At 64.2% G+C, this 13,023-nt stretch carries 8 protein-coding genes; 2 read left to right on the top strand and 6 right to left on the bottom strand.

Translation table 11 applies throughout. From position 1 onward, the window contains the following. The first annotated feature begins 14 nt into the window (after window positions 1-14). Window positions 15-1,028 carry a 1-aminocyclopropane-1-carboxylate deaminase gene (locus BcanWU425_RS02675; RefSeq protein ID WP_085348408.1) on the top strand — a complete coding sequence of 338 codons (1,014 nt, stop codon included), beginning with the start codon at window positions 15-17 and terminating at the stop codon, window positions 1,026-1,028. Between the two features lie 202 nt (window positions 1,029-1,230). On the opposite strand, the gene recQ is transcribed toward BcanWU425_RS02675, so the two are convergent. The 5 genes from recQ to BcanWU425_RS02650 all read right to left on the bottom strand — a co-directional run bounded on the left by recQ (window position 1,231) and on the right by BcanWU425_RS02650 (window position 8,334). Beyond that, window positions 1,231-3,096: a DNA helicase RecQ gene (gene recQ, locus BcanWU425_RS02670; protein ID WP_018452866.1), complete on the bottom strand. Its 1,866-nt coding sequence runs from the start codon at window positions 3,094-3,096 to the stop codon at window positions 1,231-1,233. Window positions 3,097-3,217: 121 nt separating this feature from the next. Then, entirely contained in the window at window positions 3,218-3,961 is a 744-nt protein-coding gene (locus BcanWU425_RS02665; RefSeq protein WP_026232410.1) for a polysaccharide deacetylase family protein, read from the bottom strand. Between the two features lie 103 nt (window positions 3,962-4,064). After that, window positions 4,065-5,066 (bottom strand): homoserine O-succinyltransferase MetA, encoded by a 1,002-nt coding sequence (gene metA / locus BcanWU425_RS02660; protein ID WP_018452864.1) that lies wholly within the window; start codon window positions 5,064-5,066, stop codon window positions 4,065-4,067. Between the two features lie 12 nt (window positions 5,067-5,078). After that, window positions 5,079-6,380 carry an O-acetylhomoserine aminocarboxypropyltransferase/cysteine synthase family protein gene (locus BcanWU425_RS02655; protein WP_204512808.1) on the bottom strand — a complete coding sequence of 434 codons (1,302 nt, stop codon included), beginning with the start codon at window positions 6,378-6,380 and terminating at the stop codon, window positions 5,079-5,081. Between the two features lie 379 nt (window positions 6,381-6,759). Further along, window positions 6,760-8,334, bottom strand: coding sequence for an amidase family protein (locus tag BcanWU425_RS02650; protein WP_204512809.1), 1,575 nt, complete (start codon window positions 8,332-8,334; stop codon window positions 6,760-6,762). Between the two features lie 1,260 nt (window positions 8,335-9,594). Here BcanWU425_RS02650 and BcanWU425_RS02645 point away from each other — a divergent pair. Further along, window positions 9,595-10,905 carry a reverse transcriptase domain-containing protein gene (locus BcanWU425_RS02645; RefSeq protein ID WP_204512811.1) on the top strand — a complete coding sequence of 437 codons (1,311 nt, stop codon included), beginning with the start codon at window positions 9,595-9,597 and terminating at the stop codon, window positions 10,903-10,905. Window positions 10,906-11,090: 185 nt separating this feature from the next. On the opposite strand, the gene BcanWU425_RS02640 is transcribed toward BcanWU425_RS02645, so the two are convergent. Continuing rightward, complete coding sequence (locus BcanWU425_RS02640; protein ID WP_231189744.1) at window positions 11,091-12,878, bottom strand: winged helix-turn-helix domain-containing protein; 1,788 nt, start codon at window positions 12,876-12,878, stop codon at window positions 11,091-11,093. Window positions 12,879-13,023: the final 145 nt, after the last annotated feature.

Raw genomic sequence — 13,023 nt, 5'->3', positions numbered from 1 at the left:
GGGATGACCTGACGATGCTCGAAAAATTCGCGCGCTATCCGCTGACCTTTGGTCCGACGCCCATCGAGAAGCTGGAGCGGCTGTCAAAGCATCTCGGCGGCAATGTCGAGGTCTATGCCAAGCGCGAGGACTGCAATTCCGGCCTCGCTTATGGCGGCAACAAGCTGCGCAAGCTCGAATACATCATCCCCGACGCGATCGCCTCGAACGCCGACACGCTGGTCTCGATCGGTGGCGTGCAGTCCAACCACACCCGCATGATCGCGGCCGTCGCGGCCAAGATCGGCATGAAGTGCCGCCTGGTGCAGGAGGCCTGGGTGCCGCACGAGGACGCCGTCTATGACCGCGTCGGCAACATCATGCTGTCGCGCATCATGGGCGCCGACGTGCGCCTGGTCGACGACGGCTTCGACATCGGCATCCGCAAGAGCTGGGAGGACGCGATCGAGGAGGTGAAGGCGGCGGGCGGCAAGCCCTATGCGATTCCCGCCGGCGCCTCCGTGCACAAATTCGGCGGCCTCGGCTATGTCGGCTTCGCCGAGGAAGTGCGCAAGCAGGAAGCCGAACTCGGCTTCAAGTTCGACTACATCGTGGTCTGCACCGTCACCGGCTCGACCCATGCCGGCATGCTGGTCGGCTTCGCCGCCGATGGCCGCGCGCGAAAGGTGATCGGCATCGACGCCTCCTTCACCCCGGCGCAGACCAAGGCGCAGGTGCTCTCGATCGCACAGAACACGGCCAAGCTCGTCGAGCTCGGCAAGGATCTCGTCGCCGACGACGTCGTGCTGATCGAGGATTATGCTTATCCCGCCTACGGCGTGCCGTCGGAAGAAACCAAGGAGGCAATCCGCCTCACCGCGCGTCTCGAAGCCATGATCACCGACCCCGTCTACGAGGGCAAGTCGATGCAGGGCCTGATCGATCTCACGCAGAAGGGCTATTTCGAGAAGGGCGCAAAGATCCTCTACGCCCATCTCGGCGGCGCGCCGGCGCTGAACGGCTATGGATATGCGTTCCGGAACGGCTAGCGCGTCGGTGATGTGAGGCGGCGCGCACCTCCCGACGAGTGTCGTCCTGGCGAAAGCCAGGACCGATTACCCCGACTGCCAATTGTTGAAACACGCTGAGGCAGTCAGCGTGCCTTTTCCTACGGCCCGTGGCTATGGATCCCGGATCGGCGCTCCGCTTCGCTGCGCTTGTCCGGGATGACGGCGGAGGTGTGCCCGCGCCCTACCGCGTCCTGACGATCTGCAGCAGCTCGTCGCCGTAATGCTCGAGCTTCTTGTCTCCGATGCCGGGCACATTGCGCAGTTCGTCCAGCGTGGTCGGCCATGCGCGAACGATGCCGTCGATGGTGGCGTCATGCAGCACGACGTAGGCCGGCACGCCACGTGCGCGGGCAATGTCCGAGCGCCACGCTCGTAGCCGCGCGCGCAATTCAGGATCGACATCGCCCTGCGGCGCGTCGGCTGCCGGGGCCAGATCACCGCGGCGGGACTTGGCGCGGCTCGAACGGATCCGGACGCCGGGCGCCTCTTCGCGCAGCCACACTTCCGTTTCGCCCCGCAGCACGCCGCGCGACGAATCCGTCAGCTTCAGCGCGCCGAACGATTCGCTGTCACTCAGCAAATGTCCCATCGCCACGAGCTGCCGCAGCACCGTACGCCACTGCTTCTCGTTGAGCTCGCGTCCGATGCCGAAAACGGTGAGCTTGTCGTGACCGAACTGCGTCACCTTCTCGGTCAGGCGTCCGATCAGCACGTCGATGAGGTGCATCGCGCCGAAACGCTGCCCGGTGCGATAGGCACAGGATAGCAGTTTTTGCGCCAGCACCCTGCCGTCGCGCATTTTCGGCGGCGTCAGGCAATTGTCGCAATTGCCGCAGCCCTCGCCCATCACGATCTCGCCGAAATAGGCGAGCAGCCGCCGGCGCCGGCAGTGCGGCGTTTCGGCGAGGCCAACGAGCGCATCGAGCTTGCCAATCGAGACCCGCTTGAATTCGTCGGAGCCGCTCGACTCGTCGATCATGCGGCGCTGCTGCACGATGTCCGAGAGACCGTAGGCCATCCAGGCCGCCGACGGCTTGCCGTCGCGGCCGGCGCGTCCTGTCTCCTGGTAATAGGCCTCGATGCTCTTGGGTAGATCGAGATGCGCGACGAAGCGCACGTCCGGCTTGTCGATGCCCATGCCGAAGGCAATGGTCGCGACGATGACGATGCCGTCCTCGTTGAGGAAGCGGTCCTGGTTGCGCGAGCGCACGCTGCTGTCGAGCCCGGCGTGATAGGGCAATGCGGCAATGCCGGCGTCGTCGAGCGCCGCGGCGACCTCCTCGACCCGTTTGCGGGAGAGACAATAAACGACGCCCGCATCACCTGCGTGACGCCCCCGGATGAAATCCTTGAGCTGCGACACCGCGTTGCGCTTGTCGACGATCTCATAACGGATGTTGGGACGATCGAAGCTGGAGACGAAGTGCGGACTGTCTGCAAGCTGAAGCCGCTCGACGATCTCCTTGCGGGTCAATTCGTCGGCAGTCGCGGTCAGCGCGATGCGCGGCACGTCGGGAAAGCGCTCGGCGATGATCGACAGGCCGACATATTCGGGGCGGAAATCATGGCCCCATTGCGAGACGCAATGCGCCTCGTCGATCGCGAACAGCGCCACCTTCGCCCGCGCCAGCAGCGCCAGGCAGCGCGGCGTCAGCAGCCGTTCCGGCGCGACATAGAGCAGGTCGAGATCACCCACGATCAGGCGCCGCTCGATGTCGGAGGCTTCCTGCGGGGTCAGCGACGAGTTCAGCGCGGCCGCGTTGACCCCGGCTTCGAGCATGGCGGCGACCTGGTCGCGCATCAGCGCAATCAAGGGCGACACCACGACACCGCAGCCTTCGCGCAGCAGCGCCGGCAATTGATAGCACAGCGACTTGCCGCCGCCGGTCGGCATCAACACCAGGCAATTGCCGCCGCCGGTGACGTGCCGGATGATCTCGCCCTGCGCGCCGCGGAACCCGGGCAGGCCGAACACCGAACGCAGCACCGACAGCGCATCGCGGCCCTGGGCCGGCGCAGGCAGCGGAGCGGTGGAAGGAGAGGACATGGGCATGTCGGGGTGAGGCCGTGAGATTCGTCACAAGGCCAGTCGCATGACCGCGCAGGCGTGGCAAGGCTGTTTGCTCCGCAGGACGCCGCCTTCCACCCTTCGTGGGAAGAAAACTTTCTTACGCCCCGATCCTCCGCAGCGCTTCCGCGACCGTCACGATCGGCATGTCGCGCCTCGCGGCGGCCTGCAGCGCATGGCGCATCAGGTCCGGCGTGCAGCCATACGGGCTCGGCGCGTTGGCGACGTCATGACCGTAGAAGATCAGCCATCCGCCGCTCTCGACCGCCTCGTCGAAATAGCCATCGACACCCGTCGTATTGATCTCGCGATCGACCAGGGGCGAGGCCCGCAGGAACTGGAGATCGATGACGTCGCGATTGACGCCGGGAAGGATGCCGCGCGCCGAGCGGAAGGTCTTGGCGAGCTGCGGCTTGCGCCACACCGACGCGATGCCATAGGGGTAAGCAAAATTTTCGAGCGTGATCGAGGAATCGATGCCGCGAAAATGGCTGCGGTTTCGCTCGATCTCGCGGGCCATGGCGGTCTCGTCGAGATTGACCGCACTCTGGTGCGAGAAGGTGTGGCACGCAATCTCGTGCCCCGCCCGGTGAAGCCGCACGATCGCGTCGTTCGACAGGCCGTGCCAATGGTCCGAGGGACGATCGACCAGGCTGCCCGCGAGATAGAAGGTACCGCGGCCGCCATGCTGCTCCAGAAGCTCGGCGCCCTCGCCTGCGGCGCTATCGGGGGCATCGTCGAAGGTGAAGCTCACCATGGGCGCATGCGCGGGCAGACGGTGCGGCGCGGCACGAAAGTGCCGGGCCAGCCGATTGCTCACGCGTCCCTGGAGTGCCGACCACACGACTCGCATTTCCTGTCTGCCCCGCCGTTACTGAAGCATTCGTGCGCCGCTCGAGGCAAGCTACACACTTCGTTAGTCCTAACGTCGATGCCGTCGTCCCGACCTAACGTGCAAGCACCGACGCGTCGGTCCCCGCGCCGAGATATTGCAGCCAGTTCCGGAACAATGCCGCCGCGGCGCTGCCCGCGGCAATATCGGCACGCAAATTCAGCGCGGGCAGCTCGTTGCTGAGCGCGGGGTGGCGCTGGTGCCTTGCCTGTTTCTCGAAGCGGACCAGCTTCTCTTCGGTCGAAGCGTCAAAATAGCTCACGGGCAGATGCGGATAATTGTCGCGCTCACGCGCGAGATAACGGCCGATGTCGCGCAGATATTCACGCTGAAGCGACAGCGCGTCATATTCCGGATGGCCCTGGAAGAACACGAATCGGCTGGCATATTGGCGGACGAAGGTATCGACGCCGGCCTTTGCCGAACGCGTCAGCACCTGGTAGCCGGCCTCAACGAGGTCGCTCTCGGCGATCTCGTTGAGACGCGAATGCGACACCTTGAGTGGAGCGGGCGCGGCCCGCGTCAGCGGATCCCTGGTCACGGCTTCGCAGTCGAAAATGCCGTGACATTTGGCCGGCAGCGGCCGCCGTTCGATGCGGTCGAGATGCAGCACCGCGGCATGCGCAGCGAGGCACGACCAGATCGTCGAGCGCGTGTTGACCTTGGCCCAGTCGATCAGCTCGGTGAGATCGCGCCAATACGGTTCCTGATCGAGCTCAGGCGCGATCGGCTCGGCGCCGGTCACGATCAGGCCGTCGAACCTGTGGCGTCTGAGCTCGGTGAGTTCCGAGTATTCGCTCTCGACATGCCATCTCGCTTCCGGCGAGCGCTTCACCGAAGGCAGCGAGAAGCAGTGAAAGCGGATGCGGCGCGGACCTGCTGCGGCTTGCAGCAGCTTCATGAATTGCCGCTCGGTCGCCTTCAGCGCCGGATCCGGCATGTTGTTGATCAACCCGATCGTGAGCTCGGTGCCGCCGGGCTCGCGCGCCAGATCGCCCGCTCCCGGCACCAGTGCCGGGCTCGATATAGCTTGATCCCTGTCGATCAGGATCGTCATCGGCGCAGCCGCCTACTCCGCGGCCTGGAGGCGCGCGGACGGGCAGGCCCTTTCCAGTGCCTGATCGAGGTCCTCGATGATGTCCTGGCAATGCTCGATGCCGATCGACAAGCGGATCGTTTCCGGCAAAACGCCGGCGACCCGCTGCTGCTCCGCCGACATCTGCCGGTGCGTGGTCGAGGCCGGATGGCAGGCCAGCGACTTGGCATCGCCGATATTGACGAGGCGCGTGATCAGCTTCAGCGCATCGTAGAAGGACTTGCCGGCTTCCATGCCGCCCTTGATGCCGAAGGTGAACAGCGACGAGGCGTTGCCGTCGAGATATTTCTGCACCAGCGGATAGTAGGGACTGTCCGGGAAGCCGGTGTAGTTGACCCAGGCCACGCGCGGATCCTTGCGCAGGAATTCGGCGACCTTGCGGGCGTTTTCGCAGTGGCGCTCCATGCGCAGCGCGACGGTTTCGATGCCCTGGAGCAGCAGGAAGGCGTTGAACGGCGACAGCACCGAACCCATGGTGCGCTGATAGATGCTGCGCGCGCGCTCGATATAGGCTGTGCGGCCGAAGCGCTCGGCATAAACGAGGCCGTGATAGGAGGCATCCGGCTTGTTGTAACCGGGGAAGCGGTCGGCGTGCTTGGCCCAGGGGAAATTTCCGGAGTCGACGATGGCGCCGCCGAGCGTGGTGCCGTGACCGCCCAGAAACTTGGTCAGCGAATGCACGGCGATGTCGGCGCCGTAATCGAACGGCTTGAGCAGGATGGGCGTTGCAACGGTATTGTCGACGATCAGCGGCACGCCGTGGGCGTGGGCGACCTTCGCCAGTGCTTCGATGTCGCAGACATTGCCGGCGGGATTGCCGATGGTTTCGGCGAACACGGCGCGGGTGTTCTCGTCGATCAGCCTTTCGATTGCCTCGGGCTTGTCGCTCTCGGCGAAGCGGCCGGTGATGCCCTGCCGCGGCAGGATGTGCGAGAGCAGCGTATGCGTGGTGCCATAGAGCTGCGGCACGGAAACGATGTTGCCGCCGTGATCGGCGACGTTGACGAAGGCGAAATGCAGCGCGGCCTGCCCGGTCGCGACCGCAAGCGCGCCGACGCCGCCCTCGAGCTCCGCGATACGCTTTTCCAGCACCGCGCTGGTCGGATTGGCGATGCGGCTGTAGCGATAGCCTTCGGTCTCGAGATTGAAGAGCGCCGCGCCGTGATCGGCGCTGTCGAAGGCGTAGGCCGCGGTCTGGTAGATCGGCACGGCAACCGCGTGCGTGGTGGCTTCGGGCTCGTAGCCGGCGTGAATAGCGATCGTCTCGTTGCGCATCGTGCCACCTCCGCGTGGAGCGGGCCGCACTTATTGGCCTGTATGAGGCATGTGCGTTGTCCGCCGTCCCTCTGTTAGAGGCGGGTGGTAAAGCGGACAATAATTCGTCTAGAGATCGAGGAAGTAACCCTAACGGTTGTTGGGGAATTGGCTAAAATTCAAGTCAAATTGGATTAATGAAGTTTTGCGGTTGGCGGCAGCGAACACGCTGCACTCCCTTCTCCCCTTGTGGGAGAAGGTGGCGCGAAGCGCCGGATGAGGGGTCTCTATCCATACGGCCAAGCTTGCGTTAGCGGGGAGAGACCCCTCACCCGTCTCGCCGCTGCGCGGCGAGCCACCCTCTCCCACAAGGGGAGAGGGAAACAACTTCGCTGCCCTATCAGTCCATCTGTTCCCACAGCCGATGGGCGAGCACGCCGGCGCGCTTCTCGATCGCGGCCGCTGCATCGAGCGCGAGATCCTCGCGATAGCGCCCGGCAATGAGCTGCACGCCGATCGGCTGGCCATCGTGCAGCGTCACCGGCACCACGGCGCCCGGCAGGCCCAGCACGTTGATCGCGGAGATGAAGCGGATCTCGCCCCAGAAAATCTCGCGCACGCGCTCGGGGCTGACAGTGTCCTCGCGCGGGCTAGGCGTCGGCTTCACCGTGGTCGGTGCCAGCACCACCGGATACTCCTCGAAGAACAATTGCCAGGCGCGAATGTGGCCGTTGCGCGCGGCGGTCGCCTGCATCCAGGCCTTGAGGTCGAGCACGTTGGCCTTGGCTTTCATGCCGCCCCACGCCTTGTGGAAGTCTTCCGACGTCACCTTCAGCATGCCGGCCTCCTGCATCACCATCGTCTCGTTGGTGATGATGTCGCACCAGGTCTGCCAGACGCCGTCGATGTCGGGCACATCGACCTCGCTGACGCGATAGCCGGAACGCTCCAGGTGATCGGCGGCCTGACGCAACGCCGCCGCGACGTGCGGATCGACGTCCATGTCTTCAGGAATCCTGGCGAGCGCGACCTTGATCGGCCCCTTCGGCTTCGGCCCGACCAGCGGCGCCGGTACCCACCAGGGATCGCGCGGATCGCGCTGGCTCATCACCTCCAGCGCGAGCCTGACGTCGGCGACGTGGCGGGCGAGCGGCCCCTGCGCCGACATCAGATGCGCCAGCATCGGCCGCTCGGCGGTTGCGCTTGCGTTGAAGGCCGGAATACGTCCCTGCGTCGGCTTGATGGTCGCAACGCCGTTGCAATGCGCCGGCCAGCGCAGCGAGCCGCCGATGTCGTTGCCGTGCGCGATGGTGCCTATGCCGGCGGCGACCGCCGAACCCGCACCGCCCGAGGAGCCGCCGCAGGTGATATTGGGATCCCAGGGATTGAGCGTCAGCCCGTGCAGGGGATTGTCGGTGAAGCCGCGGAAGGAGAATTCCGGCGTGTTGGTGAGGCCGATGATGATCGCGCCAGCCTTCTTCAGGTTGCGCACCACCGGCGAATCCGACGGCGCGATGAGGTCCTTGTTGGCGGGGACGCCATTGAAGTTCGGACGGCCCTCGTAGTCGACGTTCTCCTTGATCGTGATCGGTACGCCGTGCAGAAGGCCGAGCTCGCCGCCCTTCGCGCGCCGCTTGTCGGCCGCATGCGCCGCGGCCAGCGCCTCCTCAGAGAGATCGACGACAACCGCGTTCAGTCGCGGATTGACGGCCCGCATCCGCTCGAGATGCGCCTCGACGGTCTCGACCGCCGAGATGGCGCCGGAGCGGATTGCGGCTGCGGTCTCGACCGCCGACCATTGCCAGGCCGGGCCCTTGGGGCGGCGCGGTGCGGACAATTTTCGCGCGGCGGCCTTCTTGACCGGCTTGGTTGCAGCCTTCGCGACCTTGCCCTTGCGAACGGCGCTTGTCTTGCTGGAGGTCTTCGCTGCTTTCTTCGCAGCAGATTTCTTCCTGGTCGCCGTCTTCTTCGCCACGTCGCATCTCCTCACATTGCGCCGCGGAAGTTATGGAGGTCACGCCACCGTGTACAGGCGCGTTTCTGCATGGCGCGACTTCACGACGCGTTGTGGCGGCCGAAGGCGCGCGAGAGACGCTCATGAGCCTTGGGTCTTCTCTCATGACGCATGTACTGGTTGAATGATGGGATAAACTACCGCCGGATTGCCGCATCGCGACCGGGTTTTTTGATGCCGCCATTTGCCTGCAGCCGCCTGGCATCCGATGTCGTGGCGATCGGCGATGGAAGAGTGTCGTGGGCGGGCGCGACGGGACGGGACGAATGGGTTGGCCGGACAGTTGGGAGGGCACCGAGGCGCGGTTGTCCCGCGCAGCACGGAAGGCCGGGCGCGATGCTTAGACCGCACGCGCCAACCGTAGAGCGGAGGACCTCGCGGACATCATTCGCGACCTTGCGCGAACTGGAGTGGCATCTCTCAGCGGAGTGGCACGGGCCCTTACGCAGCGCCGCATTCCAACGCCCCGCGGCGGAAGGGAGTGGACGGCCACGCAAGTTGCTCGGGTGGCCGCGCGACTCAGGGTATAAGCCTCTCTCACGGTCCATCAGTGTTTTTGCAAGTCCAAAAAGCGCACCATCCACACAATGTGGGGATACGCCTTGGGACATAGCCACATCATCTTGTGGTTTGGAACCGACTCACCTATAAGGCGAACATCTTGTCCACTCGCTTCTGGGGGCCGGGCTCGATCTGAGCGTCGGTTGTTCCGGGGGTGAGGTCCGGGTGGCAGTTGCTACTTCGGATCAGGTCGCACCCGAGGGATGCACACTGCGCCTTCGGAGCCTTGGGGATCGGACTTCGCTCTCGGCGGGTTGGAAGCTGACCGTAGCCCTCACTGTTACGGGGACCTATCGGACGGTTGGCAGCTTTTCTTTCTCCGCCGGCGTGGAGGGTCGCGGGCAGTTCTTGACAGGCACCGCCAAAAAGGTAGGCGGACCCCGAAGGAGCGCGTCGAATGACCAGGACATGCAAAAAGGTGCCAAGCGATTGGCGCCGGCTATCGCTGCGATCTGCTCCGCAGCAACGATCCACTCGCTTCTGGGGGCCGGGCTCGATCTGAGCGTCGGTTGTTCAGGGGGTGAGGTCCGGGTGGCAGTTGCTACTTCGGATCAGGTCGCACCCGAGGGATGCACACTGCGCCTTCGGAGCCTTGGGGATCGGACTTGATCTTGGCCGAGGGCGGGCGAACCGATAGGGCCTCACACCACTGGCGCTTAGATGGTCAATGATCTCTGCAAAAGGCTCAGGTCGCGGGAGGTGCTTCATCGATCTTGGGCGGCAGTGAAGCAGAGCGGCCTTTTGTCCCCTAGCGAAACGACTGTTAGTGCCATCAAGAGTTACGACGAGAATTGGCTCAACAACGTCGAACAGATCAGCAAGCGCCTTCGCAACAGCACGTTCGCCTTCGATGGGGAAAAAGGGATCACCATCCCCAAGGGGAAGGGAAAGGGCTTTCGTCCATTAGTGATGGCCCCCATCGACAATCGCATCGTGCGTCGAGCGATCCTTGAAGTACTGCAAGGTTTTGGCTCTGATACGTCGCCGGCTCGAAAAAGATGGCCCGGCGTGCCCGCCGTGAAACAGGTCATGGAAACAAGAACGAGCGTGGGTGGTGTCAAGAGCCGCGGCGTGCCTCATGGACTGTCGTTGATCGACCATGCCGTTCGTAGCGGCAAGTCGTGGTTTGTGAGATCAGACATCAAAGACTTCTTCACTCGCATACCCCTGGCACGGGTGAATGAGTTCGTGTCCCATGCGGTTGCGGATGAAGAATTCACAGAACTCTTCAAGATCGCGCTTGCGACGAACCTGAGCAACAAGGCTGAGCTGGAGGAGCGCGATCAATTCGTCCTTTTTCCCGATGCAGACCTTGGTGTGGCCCAAGGCTCTGCCTTATCCGCACTCGCCGCAAACATCGCGCTCCGGGATTTTGACGAGCAGATGAACGGCCGAGGCATCGTATGCGTCCGGTACATCGACGACTTCATCATTCTGGGACCCACGAGAGCAAAGGTCATGGCTGCTTTTGCTTCGGCGCGGGATCGATTGGCCTTGATTGGTATGGATGTCTACGACGAAAACGACCGCGCCGCTCGACAGTCCGGCAAGTTCGATGAGGGCAACATCCATGACGGAACTGACGTGCTCGGCTACAGGGTTTCGGGGACCTCACGACAGCCCTCATCAGCCGCAACCACCGCTTTCTTGAGGAAGTGCGACGCACTAGTTGCCCAGGCGAAGAAGGAGATGAGGCTAGCGGCGTCGGGACAGTCAACATCGCACGTGCTGCGCTATCATCAGGCAATGGTGTTGCTGCACAAGACTGTCAGGGGCTGGTCACAAGCGTTCCGCCATACCACCGCAACCCATGTCTTCACGAACCTCGACGGAGAGATCGACCGCCGCATCCAAGAGCTGAGGAGGTTCGCCTACTCCCTTACACAGGGGGCTACTGAGGAAGTGCGACGGCGAGTGATGGGAGTGCACGTTCTGTCCGATACTTCGACCCTGCCTCTACCAGCGATGTAGAAGGCACTTGGGGGACAGATTGGGGGCCAGAATGGAGACACAAAGCCCCACCACCCTTGCAACGCACTGATTTGCTATGACAATGTGGCCACCAGCTGGGTGGCGGAGGGAGAGGCGCTGGGCTCGAACCTTCTCCGCCCATTGGGCAGATTATCGCTGGTACCGGCTGCTTTTGACCATGATGGCTAGGCGGCGCGGCCGGTCTGTCTTGTCTCGATCCTGCGCTGCAATTCCCTGGAGCCGGCCTCGAGCTTGTGCGAGCCAAGCTCGCGCGCCACGAGCTGAGCTGCATGAACTTCGGCCGCGGCGCCGCGAACGTCGTCGCATTCGAGCTGCATCGTCGCGATCCGCAGTCGCAGCCTCACGGCCTGGACCCGTCCCTCGATGCTCGACCAGAGCTGCCGGGCGAGGTGCAGGTGACGCAAGGCGGCCTCGAGGTCGCCACCGGCATGCGCGAGCACCGATTGCGCTTCGTTGGTGAGCGCACGGATTGACGGCATAGGCCAGCGGTCGGCACTGCCCGCGAGTTCCTCGATCAATTCCAGCGCCTGGTCGCGACGGCCGGTATGCGCGGCGACCAGCGCCAGATGCGCGAACAGGATGCCGCGCCGCTGCAGCGTCCACCAAGTCTTGCCAATCAGGCTGCGCTCGAGGCTCGCATGGGCCGCTTCCGCCTCGCCTCGCTCCAGCAGCAGCATGGCGCGACCTGGTTCCGGGCACCAGCCGAGTGAATATGCCCGATCATAGGCTTCGAGTGCAGGGTCGTCGTTGCCGATGGCGGACTGAATGTCGCCAAGGACGCGATTGGCATCGCCGATCGACCATGGCGCGTCGCTGTTGAGGCGCGAGTCCTCGATGCGGATGAGGGCCTCGCCGAGCGATCCCCTGACGCCGAGGACTTCGGAACGGTGGAGCTGGCACGAGCCGGTCAGTTCGACCCCGCTTTCGGAGCAGAAATTCTGGTAGCCTAGCGTCCACTGGTCGGCGCGAGCCCAGTCGCCAAACATCCGCGAGGCCCACAAGATGTTGCAGTAGAGGATTCCGCCCATGACGGGGTCGAGTTGGTTACTGGAGAGCGCCAGGGTCGCCGCATGATCCTGGTCGGCCAGACCGGCGCGCGTATCTCCAAGGCATAGCCGATAGAAGCCGCGATAGACGAGGCTCAGCGCCTCGATGCCGACGGCGTCCTTGTGGCGCACGACGCCATAGGCCTCATCGGCCAGCGAGAGCGCCAGATCCGGCTCGCCATCGAAGGCTGCGACCTTCGATTTCATCCAAAGGACCAGCGCCGCCGTCGCGGCATCCTCGACCTCGGCGGCCCAGTCTTCGGCACGGGCGAGCCAGCCCTTGGCGATCGCGGCCTGGCCGCGCTCGAAGTAAAGGCCCGACAGGGTGATTGCATCGAGGACGGCCGGCGGCACATTGCCGGCTTCGGTATGCGCCGCGACGGCACGAACCAGAACCGGCATGGCCGCATCGCTCCTGCCGGTGCATTGGAGAGCGAGGGCCCATTGATGCAAATCCGCGCCATCCAAAATCCCGGCTGCATCGGCCGCTTCGAACAAGGCCGCGGCTTTGGTCCACAGCTGTGCGGACGCTGCGCGCTGTGCCCCTGTCCGCACGCCCTGGGCCTGCTCGCCCGTCGTCGCGGGGATGTGAGGCTGTACCTCCGCCTCATCGTCGATGCAGAAACGATAGCCCTTGCTCGGGATGTTGCGAATGGCACCATCCATGCCGCCCTCGCGCAGGACCGTGCGGAGCAAGCTCACGGCGCGCTGCAGCGAATTGTCAGTGACAGTCACGTGCGGCCAGATCGCGTCCAGCAGCACGTCCTTTCCGATCACCCGCCCGCGGTTGCGCACCAGATAGGCCAGTAGATCGAACACCCTCGGCTGCAAGGCGACCTCGCGCCCAGCGCACAGAACGACGCGGCTCGCTTCGTCGAGCTCGAAGGGTCCGAACCTGAGGATCATCTCGGTGTGTCCGGGCAGGACGAGAAAGGTTCAGCCAGGCATCAGGAAATGATCAGGCCCCGGTAAGGACGGTCAGCGCCGCCTGCGCCTATAGCTCCCATGCGGTCGTTCGCCGCTGCTCTGTCAAACAACCCTGAGGAGATCT

The organism is Bradyrhizobium sp. WU425 (genome assembly GCF_021052305.1).
In the GTDB taxonomy this organism is placed as follows: Bacteria; Pseudomonadota; Alphaproteobacteria; order Rhizobiales; family Xanthobacteraceae; genus Bradyrhizobium; species Bradyrhizobium canariense_D.
The sequence above is the reverse complement of the archived record's forward strand: the minus strand, read 5'-3'. Positions and strand labels throughout refer to the sequence as shown.